The sequence below is a fragment of the Streptomonospora halophila genome, from assembly GCF_039542725.1.
In the GTDB taxonomy this organism is placed as follows: domain Bacteria; phylum Actinomycetota; class Actinomycetes; order Streptosporangiales; family Streptosporangiaceae; genus Streptomonospora; species Streptomonospora halophila.
The window spans coordinates 16,428-34,431 of sequence record NZ_BAABIK010000032.1 but is presented as its reverse complement, the minus strand read 5'-3'; the positions used below and the strand labels follow the sequence as shown (position 1 = coordinate 34,431).

Below are 18,004 nucleotides of genomic sequence, written 5' to 3'. Positions count from 1 at the left end.
CCTTTCTGCTTCGAGAGGGGGTTATTCGGGCACGAGGGCGTAGACGTCGCCGTCGGCGACCACGACCGCGCGGCCGCCGAGCAGCCCCCAGGGCCGGGCGACGTCGCCCTCGAGTTCGATCGGTTCGGCGCCGGCGGTGGTCGCGACGTCGACACCGCCCACCTCACCGAAGACGGTGCCGCCGGCGGCGCTGACGGCTTCGAAGCCTTCCAGGGCGGTGGCGCTGCCCTCCCGCGGATCGGCGATGACGGGCCCGAAGGCGGCGGCCTTCGGGGTGTGCACGAGGACGGAGTCGGCCAGCCCTTCCTCGGAAGCCTCCGCGGCGGCCGCGACCGAGCCGTCCGACCAGTCGTGGAAGGCGAGCACCTTCCCGTCACCGCCGCCGGCCGGGTTCCAGGCGGCGACGACGTAGCCGCCGCCGGCGCTGTAGACCTCGTGGAGCGATTCGGCGCCCTCAGGAGTCTGCGGCCGCACGCTCTCCGTGGCCCCGTCGGGGGCGACCCAGGTCCAGGGGCCCCGCACGACGGCGGTCAGCACCCGCTCGCCGTCGGAGAGCAGCGCGCCCGTGCCCTCCGGCTTCTCGACCGGGGCGAGCTCGCCGTCGACCGGGATCGAGGCCTTCGCGTCTGCGATGACCAGGGGTGCGCCTCCGGCGTAGCTGACGTCGGCACCCTCGGGCAGCGCCACCTCCCGCGGGGTGCCCCCGCCGGACTCCCACAGCCACAGCGCACCGCCGCCCACGACGGCGACGGCGTCCGCGGACCCGGCGCGCACGAAGCGCGGCCCGCTGACGACCTCGTCCGCGGACAGCGGGAGGTCGGCGGTCCACCGGGGCCCGCCGTCGCGGCCGACGACGCGCAGGCGGCCGCCGGGGTCGATGTAGGCGGCGCGCTTGCCGCCCTCGGCGACGTCGGGCTCCGTGCCGGCGTGCATCGGCCGCCGCCAGGCGGCGTCGCGGATGAACCCCGGAGGCGCCTGGCGCGACTCCATCGTCGCCGCGGGCCGGTCGTCGGCGGGCGCCGGCTCGGGCACCAGCGCGGGCACGTAACGGACCGCGGCGAACGCGCCCCCGGCGAGGACGGCAAGCGCGGCCGCCGCCCCGACCACGGCGAGGGCGATGCGCCTGCCGCGCTTGGGCTTCGTGCGCGGGCTCCCGCTGAGCAGGGCGGCCTCGGTGCCGCCCGCGGCCCGGACCACGCCGGTGGGGCTGACGATCAGCTGCCAGGCGCCATTGCCGTCGCGCGCGTCGACCAGGACCGGCCTGCCCATGTGGGCGGCGTACTCGGCGGACAGGTCCAGGGCGGCGTTGCGCGTCTCCTTCGGGGTGTCGCCGAAGACGGTGCGCGTGTGGCGCTCGATGGTGACCTCGGCGCTGCGCTCGTCGGCGGCGACCACCAGGACGACCGGGCTGGAGTGGGGGGCCGCCGGCTCGCTCACGGCCGCCCCCGGCTCGCGGCCGCGCGAGCGGGGACCGTGTACGGCGCACGTCGCGGTGGAGGCGCTGCGGTCATGTCGTGCTGAACCTGTTCCGTTGGCGAGGGATGCTGTCGTGCCGGACGCTCGGGGGGCGGGAGCGCGACTCCGCCGGGTTCCGGACCGCTTGCGGGTCCGCTCCGCTGCGAGGAGTCATCACGGGTCACGGTGATGATACTGATGACCCGCCGGCGCCTCCGGACGCGGTTCGCCCCGCGTGACGGCGGCCGCCGCCCGCGCATCCCGCGCAGGACCGCCCGCGCCCGCGCCGCGACCTGGGCCGGGACCGTCCACCGCAGCACCGCCGTGCACACTATCGGCCGGCCGGGGCGCGCATTCCCGCCCGCACCGGCCGACCAGGCGTTCTGGCCACATCCGGCCGCCCCGTCGAGCCGGCCGTATCCCGTCACAGCGGGGCAGGGGTCGACTGCGCCGAGAGAGCGCACGCATCCGGCTCAGCAGTCCGCGAGCATCTCCTCCAGCGCGGCGCGGTCGGCGGAGGGCAGGCGCAGGCCGTACTCGTCGACCACGTCCACGTAGGCGACCGCGTAGTCGCAGCGGAACGGCGGATAGGGCCGCCACTCCCCCGGGCCCGAGTCGCCCTTGCTCTGGTTGGCCGGACCGTCGGCGGCGATCAGGTTGTCCGGGTCGTTGGCGAACTCGACCCGCACGTCGCGGTCCCACTCGCCGGCACCGGTCCGCCACGCCAGCGCGAGCGGGACGAGGTGGTCGATCTGCACCTCCATCGGGTCCTCGGCGGTGAACTCGATCCGCTCGCCGGTGTAGGGGTCCTCCAGGACTCCGCGGGTGACGGTGCAGTCGTCGGCGACGCGGGCCTTGCGCAGGTCGCGGGCGAGGATGTCGTGTCGTGTGGGGCAGCCGTTGTCGTCGGTGTCGATCCAGGAGGAGCCGAACTCGTCGCGTTCGTAGCCCGCGCCGGACCCCTCGGGTGCCACCTCGGCTTCCGACAGACGGGAGAGCGCCTGATCGACCTCCTCCGAGGCGGGCGGATCGGCTCCGGGCGCCGGTCGCGGCGCGGAGGGCGCGGGCGTGGCGGTCGGGCCGACGAGGTCGGTTCCCGGCAGCGCGTCGCAGCCGGCCAGCACCCCGGCCGCCGCAAGCAGCGCGGCGGCGATGCGGGGCGTCCGGCAGGCGCGGGGACCGGTGCGCGGAGCGCGGGCCATGTGACCACCTGGCCGACGCGGGATGGGGGGATTCGGGGAGGAACGCGCCGGTTCCTACGAGGATGCCCCAGGCGCTTCCCGGTCCTCAGCGCGGGGGCGGAGTTGGGGATCGGCGGTGCCCCGGTCGTCGCCGGAGTCCGACGACGGGCCGGGACCGCTGGAGGGCACCGGAGGCCGTCCGCCCTCCTCCCCGGTCTCCTCGGGGCGGGCGCGCCCGGCCGCTTCGGCGTCTGCGCCCCTCTCCGCGGCCTCCTCCGGCGCCTCACCGGCAGGCCCTGCGGCGGACTCCGCGGCCGCCGTGGAGGTCTCCCCGGGAACCGCGCCACCGGAAGGCTCACCGGCGCGCGCCGGGAGCGGCTCCGGCTCGGCGGCCTTCCCGGGGGCGTGCCGGCGGCCGCCTCCCCACCGCCGTCGGCGGACCGGCCCGGCCCCGGCAGCCGGGCCGGTGTCCTCGCCGAGGCGGTCGGTGCCCCACCCCATCAGCCGCCGCATCCGCGCGGCGGTCTCCGCCGACGTCTCGCCCGATTCCTCAGGCCGCCCGGTGACCTCAAGCGCCTCCTCGCGCCGCAGCACTATGCGCCGCGTCCGCTCGTGGCGGCGGGCGGCGATCTCGGCGCGGGCGGCGGCCGTGCGCGGGGTCGGCCAGATGGCGTCGATCTCGGCGTTCAGCGCCGAGCCGATGAGCACGGCCAGGGCCATCAGCCACAGCCACACCAGGATGGCGATCGGGGCGGCCAGCGAGCCGTAGATGGTGACCTGCCCGAAGGAGGCGTCCAGGTAGACGCGCAGCAGCGCCGAGCCCGCCAGCAGCACGAGCATCGCCACCAGGGTGCCGGGCAGGTAACGCCACAGCGGCGTGCGCACCGGAGTGCTCAGCACGTACAGCATCGCGACCGCGAGCGTCGACAGCGCGCAGACCAGCGGCCAGTAGAGCAGGTGCAGGTAGCCGACGGTGGCCGGCAGCAGCCGGTGCACCAGGTCGGGCCCGGCGACCAGAACCGGCAGCACCACCAGCGCGAACAGCAGCCCGCCCAGGTAGGCGAGCAGAGCCAGCACACGCTGGCGCAGGTAGCCGCGCAGCTCGTCCAGGCCGTAGGCGATGGTGATGGCGTCGATGAAGACGTTCATCGCGCGCGAGCCCGACCACAGCGAGACCAGGAAGGTCACCGACAGCAGTCCGCCCTGGGCGCCGCGGAGGAACTCGTCGACGAGCGGGGCGACGAGGGAGTCGACGGTGCCGGAGGTCAGCACGGTGGCGGCCAGGTCGAGCATCCAGGCGCGGACCTCCAGCACGGTGCCGCCGCCCAGGACCGGCCGCAGGTGCCCCAGCGTGCCCACGATCCCCAGCAGCAGAGCGGGCAGCGACAGCAGAGAGAAGAACGCCGACTCGGCGGCCAGCCCGACCACGCGAGCGCGCGCGATCGCCCGCACCGTCCGGCCGACGAGCAGGAGCAGCGCGCTCAGCACCGGGCGGCGCTCGCGCCAGGCGGCGACGCGTTCTCCCGCGCCGCGCAGCGTTCGAGTCCACAGTCCCCACACGCCTACAAAACTAGGCGCCCCGGCCGCGGCCGTCCCGGTGCCCGCGCGCCCACGGGCCGATTCGATAGCCTTCCGTGACCGCGGCGCGGCGGAGCCCATCGGGCGCCGAAGGGCAACCCGGAATCCGCGTGACAAGCTTCACCGCCCCCGGAGCCGCCCGGACCTGGACAGTAGGGGTCGCGGCATGGCATGGTCGTGGACATGATCGCTGCTCTGGACCCGATGCTCTGCGTGCGCCGGCACGTGGACTTCCTGCGGGTCCGCAGTGCCATCTGTCGCAACAAGTCGGATCGTAGCCATGTCGTTCTGTGAGCCAAGGAGTTGACTGCCTGTTTTGTCTTCCTAAGACCGCTTGGCCTCCGACTTCCCGGAACCGCCGCTCGAACCCGGGTCCACGATGCCGTGCCGGGTAGCGAGGTTCCGCCGTGGTGCGCGCCGGCGCCCAGTGTGCCCCGCGCTACCTCTCGGAGGGCCCCGCAATGCCTCCCACGTCCGCATCGACCGGCGCCCGGCCGCGCCGCGGCGAGGGCCAATGGGCCCTCGGCTACCGCGAACCGCTGAACAAGAACGAGGAGAACAAGAAGAACGATGACGGGCTGAACGTCCAGCAGCGCATCATCGACATCTACTCCAAGGCCGGCTTCGACTCCATCGACCCCGCCGACCTGCGCGGCCGGTTCCGCTGGCTGGGGCTCTACACCCAGCGCGCCCCGGGCATCGACGGCGGCAAGACCGCGGTGCTGGAGCCCGAGGAGCTCGACGACCGCTACTTCATGCTGCGCGTGCGCATCGACGGCGGCCGGCTGAGCGTAGCGCAGCTGCGCGCCATCGGCGAGATCTCCACCTCCTACGCGCGCGACACCGCCGACGTCACCGACCGGCAGAACGTCCAGCTGCACTGGATCCGGGTCGAGGACGTCCCCGCCATCTGGGAGAAGCTGGAGTCCGTGGGCCTGTCGACGATGGAGGCCTGCGGCGACACCCCCCGCGTGATCCTGGGCTGCCCGCTGGCGGGCATCGACGCCGACGAGATCGTCGACGCCTCCCCGCAGATCGACCGGATCTACGACGAGTACATCGGCAGCCAGCTGTTCTCCAACCTGCCGCGCAAGTTCAAGACCTCGGTCTCGGGCTGCTCGGCGTTCTGCACCAACCACGAGATCAACGACGTGTCCTTCCAGGGCGTCATCGGCCCCGACGGCACGCCGGGCTTCGACCTGTTCGTGGGCGGCGGCCTGTCGACCAACCCGATGTTCGCCCAGCGGCTGGGCGCCTTCGTGCGCCCCGACCAGGTCACCGAGGTGTGGGCGGGGGTCACCTCCGTATTCCGCGACTACGGCTACCGGCGGCTGCGCCACCGCGCGCGCATCAAGTTCCTGATCAAGGACTGGGGCGCCGCCCGGTTCCGCGAGGTGCTGGAGAAGGAGTACCTGGGCTACGCGCTGCCCGACGGCCCCGAGGTGGACATGCGCGAAGGACTGCAGCGCGACCACATCGGCGTGCACCGCCAGCGCGACGGCCGCAACTACATCGGCTTCGCGCCGCGCGTGGGGCGCGTCTCGGGCACCCTGCTCTCGCGCATCGCCGGCATCGCCGAGGAGCACGGGTCGGACCGCATCCGCACCACCGCCGACCAGAAGCTGGTCGTCCTCGACGTCGACGACGACAGGGTCGAATCGGCCACGGCCGCGCTGGAGGCCGAGGACCTGCAGGTGCGTCCCAGCGTCTTCCGCCGCCAGACCATGGCCTGCACCGGCATCGAGTTCTGCAAGCTGGCCATCGTCGAGACCAAGGACCGCGGCGCGTCGCTGATCGACGAGCTGGAGCGGCGGCTGCCGGACTTCCCCGAGCCGGTCACCATCAACCTCAACGGCTGCCCCAACTCCTGCGCACGCATCCAGGTGGCCGACATCGGGCTCAAGGGCCAGCTGGTCACCGACGCCGAGGGGCGCCAGGTCGAGGGCTTCCAGGTGCACCTGGGCGGCGGCATGGGGCTCACCGCCGCGTTCGGGCGCAAGGTGCGCGGCCTCAAGACGACGTCGGCGGAGCTGCCCGACTACATCGAGCGGGTGCTGCGGCGCTTCCTGGACAAGCGCGAGGACGGCGAGTCGTTCGCGGCCTGGGCCGCCCGCGCAGAGGACGGCGATCTGAAGTGAGCGGAGCGAGCCGGCGCCCGGCGGGCGCCGGCCCCGGCCGCGCGGCGGGGCGCGGCCACAACCGGCGATCAGCCCGGCGGAAGGGGTGAGGAGACGATGAGCGAACGCGCCGCCCCCCACTACTGCCCCTATTGCGGGGACGAGGACTTGGTGCCGCACGAGGGCGACGGCGAGTCGGGGTCCGGCTACGCCTGGGGCTGCCTGTCCTGCGCGCGGGTGTTCCGGGTGAAGTTCATCGGCCTGCGGTCGGCCGCCTTCGGCGGCGCGGACGACGGCCGGACACCGAGGGATGGGAACGCATGAACGTCACATTGGACGGCCAGGACCTGGCGGACAGGGCCGCGGCCGAGCTGGAAGACGCAAGCGCCCAGGAGATCATCCAGTGGGCTTCGGAGACCTTCGGCGACCGGCTGTGCATGACCTCCTCGATGGCCGACGCCCTCATGGTCGACCTGGCCTCCCGGGTCGTGCCCGGAATCGACGTCATCTTCCTGGACACCGGCTACCACTTCGCCGAGACGATCGGTACGCGCGACGCCGCGGCGGCGGTCTACCCCATCAACCTGATCAACGTGGAACCCCAGCGCAGCGTGGCCGAGCAGGACCGCGACCTGGGTCCGCGGCTGCACGGGCGCAACCCCAACATCTGCTGCCACCTCCGCAAGGTCGAGCCGCTGCAGCGCGCGCTGGAGCCCTATGACGCGTGGCTGACCGGCCTGCGCCGCGACGAGGCCACCACCCGCCGCTCCACCAAGGTGGTCCAGTGGGACCGCCGCAAGCGGATGGTCAAGGTCAACCCGATCGCCCGGTGGACCCGGGAGGAGGCCGACGCCTACATCGAGGCGAACGGCGTCCTGGTCAACCCCCTGCAGTACGACGGCTACCCCTCGATCGGCTGCGCCCCCTGCACCCGGCGCGTGGCCGACGGCGACGACCTGCGCAGCGGGCGCTGGGCGGGACTGAACAAGACCGAGTGCGGCATCCACCTGTGAGCGGATACGAGATGAGCGACGAGGCCCCGGACACCCCGGGCGCGCCGCTGGTGGCGGTGGCCCACGGCAGCGCCGACGCGCGGTCGGCGCGGGCCGTCGAGGCGCTGTTCGAGCGCGTGCGCGCGATGCGGCCCGGCCTGGACGTCCGCGTTGCCTACCTGGACCACGTGGCGCCGGGCGCCGAGGACGCGCTGACAGGGCTGGCCGCCGAGGGCGCGGGCGAGGCCGTGGTGCTGCCCGCGCTGCTGACGGCCGCCTACCACAGCAGGGTCGACCTGCCCGCGGTGCTGGACCGGGTGCGGGAGTCCTGCCCCTGGCTGCGGGTCCACTACGGCGCGACGCTGGGCCCGCACCCGCTGCTGCTGGACGCGGTGGAGCGGCGCCTGGCCCAGACCCCGCGGGCGCGCCGCGCGGGCACGTCGCTGGTGCTGGCGTCGGCGGGCTCCAGCCACGCCGGCGCCAACGCGGTGATCGCCCGCGCCGCCGCCGATCTGGAGGGCCGCGGCCCGTGGGAGCGCGTCGTGCCGGCGTTCGCCTCGGCGGCCTCCCCCACGCCCGGCGAGGCGGTGGCGGACCTCTACGCCGGGGGCGCCTCCCGGGTGGCGGTGGCCGACTACCTGCTGGCACCGGGCTACTTCGCCGACCGGGTGGCCGAGCAGGCCTTCGCCGCCGGTGCGGTGGCCGTCTCCCCCGCCCTGGGCGACGCGCCCGAAGTGGCCGAGGTGGTGCTGCGCCGCTACGACGAGGCCCTGGGCCGGGTGCCGCTGCCCGACGCCGCCGCGCGCTAGCCGGCGGGGGCCCGCACGCCGGGACCCGCGGACCGGGCCGACGCGGCCGGGGACACGGGCACTGGCCGCGGAAGGGCCCGGTCACTAGGATTCGGAGTGGATCCTGGGGTTTCTCGGGCACGGAGAGGGGTCGTTCCCTAACATGGCGGAGTCGAATAGAGGAGCAGCACCCATGTCCGTTGCCACAGCAGAACCGTCTTCGGCGGGGGCCCCCGAGGAGTCTCCGCCCACCGTGGAAGACACCTCACTTCGCTCTGTCGCGGAGCGCATGGCCGACATGCTTCCGGAAGGTTTCCGAGCAGAGATCCTCGAAGGAAGCATCGTCGTGTCACCAACCCCTCGTAAGAAGCACGGCGGCGTGATCAGCCGCATCCAGCGGCAGTTGATCCACCGCCTCCCCGACGACAGGGACTGCTACCAGGTCGTCGCCGTAGGGACTCCTGGAGACAACGCGGACTTCGCCATACCCGACCTCCTGGTGATGCCCGCCGCGGAGGCGGAAGCGGACGACGGCCGGCTTGCCGCACCGGATGCGGTCGACCTCGTCCTCGAGGTCGTCTCCGTACGCAACGCCCCCGCCGACATCGAGATCAAGCCCCGGGTCTATGCCGGAATGGGCATCGCGATCTACCTCTTGGTGGACCCGCGTGACGGCTCGGTCATCTGCTACTCGGATCCACGCGAGGGCGCGTACCAGGCGACACACCGCATGAAGTTCGGAGACGCCGTCGTCCTTCCCGAACCTCTGAAGGACGTCCGTATCGAGACCGACGACCTCCCCCTCTACGCCTGACCTCCCACCGGCTTCCGCTGCCGTGAGACCGTCGGCGGCCACCCGCCGCCCGCGGTCTCACGGGCCCGTGCCCGCGCTCGCGCTCCCCACCGACCGGCGGCGCTACGCTTGTCCCGTCGTGACCCGAATCCCGTTCGGGAGTCGTCGAAGGGAAGGCCGCCCATGCCCCCCACGCACGAGGTGCTCAACCAGCCCGAGCCGCTGGAGGACTACGACGCCGGGGCCGATTCCGCGCTGCTGTCGGCGCTGGAACGCGAAGAGGCCGGCTGGGCCGACGCGGAGGTGCGCGAGCTGGGCGTTCTGGCCGGCACCGCCCGTGCCCGGGCCTGGGGCGACCAGGCCAACGCCGCCGAGCCGGTACTGCGCACCCACGACCGCTACGGCCGCCGCGTGGACGAGGTCGACTTCCACCCCGCCTGGCACGTGCTGATGGACACCGCCGTCTCCCGCGGCCTGCACGCCGCACCGTGGGCCGACGACCGCGCCGGCGCCCACGTCGCGCGCGCCGCCAAGTTCTACGTCTGGTCGCAGGTCGAGAACGGGCACGGCTGCCCGGTCTCGATGACCTATGCGGCGGTGCCCGCGCTGCGCCACGCGCCCGAGCTGGCGGCGCGCCTGGAGCCGCTGCTGACCGCGCGCAGCTACGACTTCGGGCTGCGCCCCCCGGAGTCCAAGAGCGGCATCCTCGCCGGGATGTCGATGACCGAGAAGCAGGGCGGCTCGGACGTGCGGGCCAACACCACCCGCGCGGTTCCGGCCGACAGCGGCGGCTACCGCCTCACTGGGCACAAGTGGTTCACCTCGGCGCCGATGGGCGACGTCTTCCTCACCCTCGCCCAGGCGCCGGACGGGCTGACGTGCTTTCTGGTGCCGCGGGTGCTGGAGGACGGCACCCGCAACGCGCTGCTGATCCAGCGGCTCAAGGACAAGCTGGGCAACCGGTCCAACGCCTCGGCGGAGCTGGAGTACGAGGGCGCCTTCGCGCGGCCGGTGGGCGAGCCGGGACGCGGCGTGCGGACCATCATCGAGATGGTCAACGGCACGCGGTTGGACTGCGTGATCGGCTCGGCCGCCGGGATGCGCGCCGGGCTGGTGCAGGCGGTGCACCACGCCTCCCAGCGCCGGGCGTTCGGCCGCGCGCTGATCGACCAGCCGCTGATGCGCAACGTGCTGGCCGACCTCGCGCTGGAGTCCGAGGCCGCGACGGCGCTGATGATGCGCCTGGCCGGGGCCGCCGACCGGGCGGTCCGCGGCGACGAGGCCGAGGCCGCGTTCCGCCGGATCGCGGTCGCGGTGGGCAAGTTCTGGGTGACCAAGCGGCTGGCCGCGCACTCCGCCGAGGCCCTGGAGTGCCTGGGCGGCAACGGCTACGTCGAGGAGTCGGGCATGCCGCGGCTGTTCCGGGAGTCCCCGCTGAACTCGATCTGGGAGGGTTCGGGCAACGTTGCGGCGCTGGACGTGCTGCGGGCGCTGGCGCGCCACCCGGAGGGAGCCGAGGCGTTCGTCGCGGAGCTGCGGCGGGCCGAGGGCGCCGACGCCGCCTACGACGGCGCGCTGAAGGATCTGCTGGCGCAGCTGCACGACACCGAGGACGCCGAGTTCCGGGCGCGCCGCCTGGTGGAGTCGATGGCCCTGCTGCTGCAGGCGTCGCTGCTGATCCGGCACGCCCCGGCGCCGGTCGCCGACGCGTTCACGGCCTCGCGCCTGGGCGGCGACTGGGGCCGCGTCTTCGGCGGCCTGCCGCGCGGGGCCGACACCGGCGCGATCATCGAGCGGGCCCGCCCGCGCCCCGCCTAGGCGCGGCCCGGGACGCCCTTCCGGCTTACGAGCACGGGGGGAAGGGGACGGCAACGCGGTCACCCGCGCCGCGGCGCGGGTGACCGCAACCCGGATGGGGGCGGCGCGCCGCCGACCGAAACCGCAAGCCCTAAGCCGCAATTGATCCGAAAACAGACATTGCACCCGGGGTGACCTGCAAGATTCGGCAAGTCGAGGAATACTCGGGCGGCCAGGACGGAACAACCATCTCGTCAACGGACGAATGAGAAACGAGATTGCTTGCCATGGTGGAAGTCTGGCCTGGTTCCCCCTACCCCCTCGGTGCCACCTACGACGGGTCGGGAACGAACTTCTCGCTGTTCTCCGAGGTCGCGGAGGGGGTGGAACTGTGCCTCTTCGGCGAGCGGGGCGGTGAGACCCGGGTGGCGCTCACCGAGAACGACGGCTTCGTCTGGCACGGCTACCTGCCCGGTGTCGGCCCCGGGCAGCGCTACGGCTACCGCGTGCACGGCCCCTACGCGCCTGACCGGGGCCACCGCTGCAACCCGAACAAGCTGCTGGTCGACCCCTACACCAAGGCCATCGAGGGCGACGTGCACTGGCACGAGTCGCTCTTCGGCTACCACTTCAAGGACCCCAGCCGGCGCAACAACCGCGACAGCGCGCCGTATGTGCCCAAGTGCGTGGTCGTCAGCCCGTACTTCGACTGGGGCAACTCCGCGCGGCCGCGCATCCCCTACCACCAGACGGTGATCTACGAGGCCCACGTGCGCGGCCTGACGATGCGCCACCCCGAGATACCCGAGCACCAGCGCGGCACCTACGCCGGCCTGGCCCACCCGGCGATGATCGACTACCTGTCCTCGCTGGGCGCCACGGCCGTGGAGCTGATGCCGGTGCACCACTTCGTGCCCGAGCACGCCCTGGTGGCGCGCGACCTCACCAACTACTGGGGCTACAACACCCTGGCCTACCTCGCGCCGCACAGCAGGTACTCGGCCAATGGCGCCCGCGGAGAGCAGGTGCAGGAGTTCAAGGCGATGGTCAAGTCGCTGCACGAGGCCGGGATCGAGGTGCTGCTCGACGTCGTCTACAACCACACCGTCGAGGGCGACCACATGGGCCCCACGCTATCGCTGCGCGGCATCGACAACCTCAGCTACTACCGGGTGGCCGACGACGACCTGCGCTACTACCTCGACTACACCGGCTGCGGCAACAGCCTCAACGTGCGCCACCCCCACGCGCTGCAGCTGATCATGGACTCCCTGCGCTACTGGGTCACCGAGATGCACGTCGACGGGTTCCGCTTCGACCTCGCCTCGGCGCTGGCGCGGGAGTTCCACGACGTCGACCGGCTGAGCACGTTCTTCGACATCGTCCAGCAGGACCCGGTCATCTCGCAGGTCAAGCTGATCGCCGAGCCGTGGGACGTGGGGCCGGGCGGCTACCAGGTGGGCAACTTCCCGCCGCTGTGGACCGAGTGGAACGGCAAGTACCGCGACACCGTGCGCGACTTCTGGCGCGGCGAGCCGGTGGTGCCCGAGCTCGCCTCGCGGCTGTCGGGCTCCAGCGACCTCTACCAGGACGACGGCCGCCGCCCCGTCGCCTCCATCAACTTCGTGACCTGCCATGACGGCTTCACCATGGCCGACCTGGTCTCCTACGAGCACAAGCACAACGAGGCCAACGCCGAGGACAACCGCGACGGCACCGACGACAACCGCTCCAGCAACCACGGTGTCGAGGGGCCCAGCGAGCGCCCCGACGTGGTCACCCTGCGCCGCCGCCAGGTGCGCAACTTCCTGGCCACCCTGTTCTGCTCCCAGGGCGTGGCGATGCTCTCGCACGGCGACGAGATCGGCCGCACCCAGGGCGGCAACAACAACGCCTACTGCCAGGACAACGACATCTCCTGGGTCGACTGGAAGCACGCCGACGAGGAGTCCGACCTCCTGGAGTACGTACGCGGGCTGGCGCGGCTGCGCCGCGAGCACCCGGTGTTCCGGCGGCGCCGCTTCTTCCAGGGCCGCGAAGCCGGCCAGGGCGGCCTGCCCGACATCGCCTGGCTGCGCACTGACGGCCGGCCGATGGCCGACGACGACTGGAACGCGGGCGGGCGCGAGCTGGGCGTGTTCCTCAACGGCGACGCCATCGGCGAGCCCGACCCGCGGGGCCGCCCGGTGCGCGACGACTCCTTCCTGCTGCTGCTCAACAGCGGCAGCGAGGCCGTCGACTTCACCCTGCCCGGACAGGAGTACGGCATCGCCTGGGAGACCGCCCTGGACACGGCCGAGCCCGACACCGCCGACCGGCCGCTGGTGCCGGCGGCGGGCACGGTGCGGGTGATCGACCGGGCGCTGCTGCTGCTCAAGCGCGTCTCCCACCGGCAGTAGCGGCGCGGACCGCCGCGGCGGCCGCGGCGGCCGCGGCGCACCGGGCGCGGCGCGCGGCCCCGGCGGTCCGCAGCCGCCTCCGTTGTCTAGTCTCGGGAGTCATGACTTCCGCTTCCACGGGCGCCGCAGGCCGGGTGCCCCGCTTCCGCGCGCTGCTGCCGTCGGCCCAAGATGACGCCGATCTCGCCGCCGTCTACGCCTACCCCGAAGGGCTGTCCCGGCCGTGGCTGCGCGCCAACATGGTCTCCAGCGCCGACGGCGGGGCCTGGGGGCCCTCGGGCCGCACCGCCGACCTGTCCTCTCCGCCCGACCGGGCCGTGATGGGGGTACTGCGCGCGCAGGCCGACGTGGTGCTGGCGGGCGCGGCGACCGCGCGCATCGAGGGCTACCGGCCGGTGCGGCCGCGCGAGGTGTGGGCCGGCCTGCGCGAAGGGCGCCCCTCCACCCCTCCCCTTGCGGTGGTCACGCGCACCCTGGACGTGCACCCCGACGTGCTCAAGGCCGCTCCGCCCCGGGCGCGCACCATCGTGATCACCACGGAGTCGGCGCCCGCCGAGCGGCGCCGCGAGGCGGAGGAGACCGCTGACGTGGTCGTGGCCGGAACCGGCTCGGTGCGGCCTGAGGCGGTGCTGGCGGCGCTGGCCGAACGCGGCCTGTACCGGGTGCTGACCGAAGGCGGACCGCACCTGCTGGCCGAGTTCACCGCGGCGGGGCTGCTCGACGAGCTGTGCCTGACGCTGAGCCCCCGCCTGCTGGGTCCCGAGGCCGCGCGCATCGTCGCCGGGGACGCCCCCTCCCACACCCAGGACCTGCGCCTGGCGGGCCTGCTGGAGTCGGAGGGCTCGCTGTTCGCCCGGTACCGGCGCCCCTGACGCGGAGGGTGCCCGCCGGGGCCCGCGGCGCGCAACGGCCGCGGCCGCGGGCCCGGAGGGAGCGCGCGGCCGGTTCCGGCCCGACCCCAATCACGCATAAACCAACCCTCAACCGGACATACCCGGAGTGTGGTCCGCAGTCACACTCGGCCGATCGCGGGTAAAAAGTGAGACAATCGAATATTTGCTCCGACCCGAGCCGGCTTTCCTAGCGAACACGGCGCGGCCCTCCGGTGGCGCCGCTGCCCCCGATCCGCCGTCCCAGTGCATTCCGGGCGAGAGGATGAACGCAGTGCCGACGTCCGAAAACGACTCACCGCCGGTCTACCGCGAGATCGCCGAGGATGTGCGAACCGCCATCGCCTCGGGTCGGCTCTCCGACGGCGACCGCGTTCCGGGCGAGAACGACCTGATGAAGCAGTACGGCGTCGCCCGGGCCACCGCCCGCCAGGCCCTGTCGGTGCTGATCAACGAGGGGATCGTGGTGGCGATCCGCGGATCGGGGGTCTACGTCCGCGCGTTCCGCCCGCTGCGCAGGCACGGCCCGCGGCGCCTGTCACGGGAGCTGTGGGGGGCCGGGCGCGCGATCTGGCAGGCCGACTCCCCGGACGGCTCGTTCGAGACCGACAGCGTCGAGGTGGCCGAGGTCCCGGCGCCCGCCTACGTGGCCCGCGCCCTCGGGCTGGCCGACGAGGCCGCGGTGGTGCGGCGGCACCGGCGCTACCGGCTGGAGGACCGGCCGATGCAGCTGGCCACCTCCTACCTCCCCGCCGAGTTCGCGGCGGGCACCGCCATCGCCGAGCCCGAGACCGGCCCCGGCGGCATCTACGCCCGCCTGGCCGAACAGGGGCGCGCTCCCGCGCACTTCACCGAGGAGATCCGGGTGCGCATGCCCACACCCGAGGAGGCCGCCGCGCTGCACCTGAACGCGGGAACCCCGGTACTGGACGTGCTGCGCACCGCCCTGACCGAGGAGCACACGGCGGTGGAGTTCAACGAGATGACCCTGGACGGCTCGGCCTACGTCCTGCAGTACGACTTCGACGCCTGACCCGCCACAGCCCTCCCGGATCGCGGGAATCACCGCGCGGCCGGGCTTTCGGCTGTTGACGCGGCAGCGCTTTCGTGCGCGTATGGAGGCAACGGGTTCGCTAGAGAACCTGCGGCGCCCGCCGGCCGGCGCGGTGCCGTGCCGCTCGGCGGGCCGGGAGAGGACGGCCCCGGCCCGCTGGGCGAGCCGGGGCCTGAACCTACCGCCCGCCCTCTGTCGGGCCGGCCCTGGAGCGGTCTCCGTCGACCGACGCGAAGACCACGAAGACCAGGACCAAGAGGGCTCCTCCGACGGCGACCGCCCCGCCCGCGGCGGGGAAGACGTCGCCCGGACCGCTCGCCACCCACCGGCTGAGGGCATAGCCCAGCACGCCGGCGACGGCCAACGATCCCAATGCGACCACCGTGAGCAGCGCCAGCAGCTTCCCGTCGGTCCACGGGCCCGGACGCATCCGGGCCGCACGCAGGGCCATCGCCCCGGCGGTGAGCCGGGTGACCCAGACGACCTCGGAGGCGGCTGCGGCGAATGCCGTCCATCCCGGCCGGATTCCTCGGCGGACCCGGACGAGCTGGTGATCGATCCAGAGGCGGTAGTAGCGGGGCCACCCCACATGGAGCGGCTGTCGGTGGATCAATGGCTGTCGATACGAAACCAGCATTGTCACACTCCCGGCTGCCAGTAGCCTCACTACGTTCCGTACCCGGCGACCTTTCCGGCGAACTTCCCAGCGGTGAAGAAATGACCTTTCATCGGCCCATGGGGTGTTGGCCCGGGAGTGACCGGCCATAACCCCCTCGACCGGGCGAAGAAGTGGGAGGAGCGGTACCGTCACCGGTATGGATGAAAAGACCGGCTCCGTGCACAAGTCCGAGGAGGAGTGGCGGGCGGTCCTCGACCCGCAGGCCTTCGCCGTGCTGCGCCAGGGCGCCACCGAGCGCCCCTGGAGCGGGGAGTACGTCTCGACCTCGGCCACCGGCGTCTACCGCTGCCGCGCCTGCGGCGCCGAGCTGTTCCGCTCCGGCGAGAAGTTCGAGTCCCACTGCGGCTGGCCGAGCTTCTTCGACCCCGCCCAGAGCGAGGCCGTCACGCTGCACGAGGACCGCACCCTGGGCATGGTGCGCACCGAGGTGCGCTGCGCCGCCTGCGAGTCCCACCTCGGACACGTCTTCTACGGCGAGGGGTACGACACCCCCACCGACGCCAGATACTGCATCAACTCCGTGGCCCTCACGCTGGAGGCAGACGACTCAGTGCAATAACATCCTCCTTCATGGATTCACTCGGCTGGTGATCCCCGTTCCTCCAGCCGTTACGATCGCTGCGCCCGCACATGCGCGCGCGGCAGCGCACGGCGCGGGCCCGGCCCCCGCCCTCGATGGAAGTTGGCGATGACCGAACACGACCGGCAGACCCCGGCCCCCGTCCGCGCTCCGGGACTCCTGCGAGTCCGCATGGCCCGCGGCTCGGCGCCGTGGCTGCTGCCCGCGTTCGCCCTGGTCCTCATCCTGGCCGCCGCATCAGCGGCTGTCCCCGCGCTGCTGTTCGCGGCCGTTCCGGCGGGCGCACTGGCGCTGGCCATGGTGTGGTTCTTCCGCGACCCCGACCGCGTCGCCGCCGGCGCCGGGTTCGCATGCGCCGCCGACGGCGTCGTGCAGTTCATCGACACCCGAAGCGACGGCCGCACCCGCGTCGCCGTGTTCATGAACCCCTTGAACGTGCACGTGAACCGTGCTCCGTTGGAGGGGGCGGTCACCCGGATCGAGCACCGGCCCGGCGGCTTCCGACCCGCATTCGACAAGGACAGCGAGCGTAATGAGCGCGTCATCTGGACCTTCCAAACCGAGATCGGTGAGGTCACGGTCGTTCAAATCGCCGGCGCGATGGTCCGGCGTATCGTCCCGTATCTCACTGAAGGGAAGAAGGTGGAGAAGGGGCAGAGGATCGGCCTCATCCGCTTCGGCTCACGCGTCGACGTCTACCTTCCGGCCGGGGTCGCCCCGGCGGTGGAGGTCGGGCAGAAGGTCCGAGCCGGAGAAACCCGCCTCGACCGCGACTGATCCCGCCGCTGCAGGCCCGGACGGGCTCCATGCGGCGGCCGTCGCCGGCGCCGCCGCGGCCGGTGCGCCCGCGCCCCGGCTGCGCCTGGCCGTCGCCGACTACCTGACCCTGGGCAACGCCCTGTGCGGCTTCATGGCGGTCTGGCAGCTTGCGGCGGCCCAGTCCGCGCACCTGGCCGGCGGAGGCACCGGACCGCTGGACCGCGGCGCCGTCGCCGCGGCGGTGGTGCTGCTGCTGGTCGCCGCGGGCTTCGACCTGTTCGACGGGCGGGTGGCGCGCCGGCTCGGCGGCAGCGGTATGGGCGCCGAGCTGGACAACCTCGCCGACGTGATCAGCTTCGGGTTCGCGCCCGCGTTCTTCGTGGTGGCCTGGGGGACGCTCGGCGGCGGAGGGGCGCTGCCCGTCGCGGCGGCCGCCGCGGTGCTGCTGGCGGTCGTGGTGCGCCTGGCGCGCTTCTCCTGCCAGAGCCCGGGCTGCGGCAACTTCACCGGGCTGCCCAGCCCCTTCGGCGCCATGGCCGTGATCACCGTCGTGCTGCTGGACCCGCCCGTGCTCCTGGGATCGGCGGCGGTCGTGGCGGTGGCCTGGCTCATGGTCAGCCGCATCGAGTACCCCAAGCCCCGCGGGCGGATGGCCTACGCGGTGCTGGTGTGGATCGCGGGCAGCGTCGCGTGCCTGACCGCCTGGGCGATGGACGCGCCCGCCGGCACGGCGCTGCTGTACTCCGGCTCCAGCCTCGTGCTGGTGCTCCTGGCGGCCGTACCGGTCTACCTGCTCACCACGCGCCGCCACGCGCGTCTGAGCGTGCCCCAGAGCCCTCTGCCGCCGCCGGGCGGCCCCGCGGACTGAGGGACGAACGCCGCGGCGGGCGGCCGGGGCTCCCCGGCCGCCCGCCGCCCGGGCGGTGGCGCTCGGCGCCGCCC

15 protein-coding genes and 1 pseudogene are annotated in these 18,004 nt (G+C 73.3%); 12 read left to right on the top strand and 4 right to left on the bottom strand.

Features of this window, described 5'->3' with window-relative positions; all coding sequences use genetic code 11:
• Positions 1 to 21: 21 nt before the first annotated feature.
• The 3 genes and pseudogenes from ABEA15_RS21740 to ABEA15_RS21730 all read right to left on the bottom strand — a co-directional run.
• Positions 22 to 1,437, bottom strand: a complete 1,416-nt coding sequence (locus tag ABEA15_RS21740) for a hypothetical protein (RefSeq protein WP_345558664.1) — start codon at positions 1,435 to 1,437, stop codon at positions 22 to 24.
• A gap of 491 nt (positions 1,438 to 1,928) precedes the next feature.
• On the bottom strand, positions 1,929 to 2,657 hold the full coding sequence (locus tag ABEA15_RS21735; protein ID WP_345558662.1) for an HNH endonuclease family protein: 729 nt from the start codon (positions 2,655 to 2,657) through the stop codon (positions 1,929 to 1,931).
• A 549-nt stretch (positions 2,658 to 3,206) separates the two neighbouring features.
• Positions 3,207 to 4,172 (bottom strand): annotated as a pseudogene (locus tag ABEA15_RS21730) (YihY/virulence factor BrkB family protein); the annotation flags it as partial.
• 503 nt (positions 4,173 to 4,675) lie between these two features.
• Here ABEA15_RS21730 and ABEA15_RS21725 point away from each other — a divergent pair.
• From ABEA15_RS21725 to ABEA15_RS21685, 9 genes are all read left to right on the top strand, one after another.
• Complete coding sequence (locus ABEA15_RS21725; protein ID WP_345558660.1) at positions 4,676 to 6,352, top strand: nitrite/sulfite reductase; 1,677 nt, start codon at positions 4,676 to 4,678, stop codon at positions 6,350 to 6,352.
• Positions 6,353 to 6,448: 96 nt separating this feature from the next.
• Positions 6,449 to 6,655, top strand: a complete 207-nt coding sequence (locus ABEA15_RS21720) for a hypothetical protein (RefSeq protein WP_344143588.1) — start codon at positions 6,449 to 6,451, stop codon at positions 6,653 to 6,655.
• The gene (locus tag ABEA15_RS21715; protein WP_344143586.1) at positions 6,652 to 7,344 is read left to right on the top strand and encodes a phosphoadenylyl-sulfate reductase; all 693 of its coding nucleotides are present in this window, start codon (positions 6,652 to 6,654) and stop codon (positions 7,342 to 7,344) included. The genes ABEA15_RS21720 and ABEA15_RS21715 overlap by 4 nt, the downstream gene beginning before the upstream one ends.
• A gap of 11 nt (positions 7,345 to 7,355) precedes the next feature.
• Positions 7,356 to 8,132, top strand: coding sequence for a sirohydrochlorin chelatase (locus ABEA15_RS21710; protein WP_344143955.1), 777 nt, complete (start codon positions 7,356 to 7,358; stop codon positions 8,130 to 8,132).
• Positions 8,133 to 8,274: 142 nt separating this feature from the next.
• Positions 8,275 to 8,925, top strand: coding sequence for a Uma2 family endonuclease (locus ABEA15_RS21705; protein WP_345558657.1), 651 nt, complete (start codon positions 8,275 to 8,277; stop codon positions 8,923 to 8,925).
• Between the two features lie 162 nt (positions 8,926 to 9,087).
• Positions 9,088 to 10,722 carry an acyl-CoA dehydrogenase family protein gene (locus ABEA15_RS21700; RefSeq protein WP_345558655.1) on the top strand — a complete coding sequence of 545 codons (1,635 nt, stop codon included), beginning with the start codon at positions 9,088 to 9,090 and terminating at the stop codon, positions 10,720 to 10,722.
• Between the two features lie 266 nt (positions 10,723 to 10,988).
• Entirely contained in the window at positions 10,989 to 13,100 is a 2,112-nt protein-coding gene (gene glgX / locus ABEA15_RS21695) for a glycogen debranching protein GlgX (protein ID WP_344143583.1), read from the top strand.
• A 101-nt stretch (positions 13,101 to 13,201) separates the two neighbouring features.
• The gene (locus tag ABEA15_RS21690) at positions 13,202 to 13,972 is read left to right on the top strand and encodes a pyrimidine reductase family protein (protein WP_344143582.1); all 771 of its coding nucleotides are present in this window, start codon (positions 13,202 to 13,204) and stop codon (positions 13,970 to 13,972) included.
• Between the two features lie 292 nt (positions 13,973 to 14,264).
• Positions 14,265 to 15,023 (top strand): GntR family transcriptional regulator, encoded by a 759-nt coding sequence (locus tag ABEA15_RS21685; RefSeq protein ID WP_344143581.1) that lies wholly within the window; start codon positions 14,265 to 14,267, stop codon positions 15,021 to 15,023.
• Positions 15,024 to 15,222: 199 nt separating this feature from the next.
• On the opposite strand, the gene ABEA15_RS21680 is transcribed toward ABEA15_RS21685, so the two are convergent.
• Positions 15,223 to 15,657, bottom strand: a complete 435-nt coding sequence (locus ABEA15_RS21680; protein WP_345558652.1) for a hypothetical protein — start codon at positions 15,655 to 15,657, stop codon at positions 15,223 to 15,225.
• A gap of 202 nt (positions 15,658 to 15,859) precedes the next feature.
• On the opposite strand from ABEA15_RS21680, the gene msrB reads away from it, so the two are divergent.
• From msrB to pssA, 3 genes are all read left to right on the top strand, one after another.
• Positions 15,860 to 16,282, top strand: coding sequence for a peptide-methionine (R)-S-oxide reductase MsrB (msrB, locus tag ABEA15_RS21675; RefSeq protein WP_344143578.1), 423 nt, complete (start codon positions 15,860 to 15,862; stop codon positions 16,280 to 16,282).
• 129 nt (positions 16,283 to 16,411) lie between these two features.
• Positions 16,412 to 17,080, top strand: coding sequence for a phosphatidylserine decarboxylase (locus ABEA15_RS21670; protein ID WP_344143577.1), 669 nt, complete (start codon positions 16,412 to 16,414; stop codon positions 17,078 to 17,080).
• 79 nt (positions 17,081 to 17,159) lie between these two features.
• Positions 17,160 to 17,930 carry a CDP-diacylglycerol--serine O-phosphatidyltransferase gene (gene pssA, locus ABEA15_RS21665; RefSeq protein ID WP_345558707.1) on the top strand — a complete coding sequence of 257 codons (771 nt, stop codon included), beginning with the start codon at positions 17,160 to 17,162 and terminating at the stop codon, positions 17,928 to 17,930.
• The last annotated feature ends 74 nt before the right edge of the window (positions 17,931 to 18,004 follow it).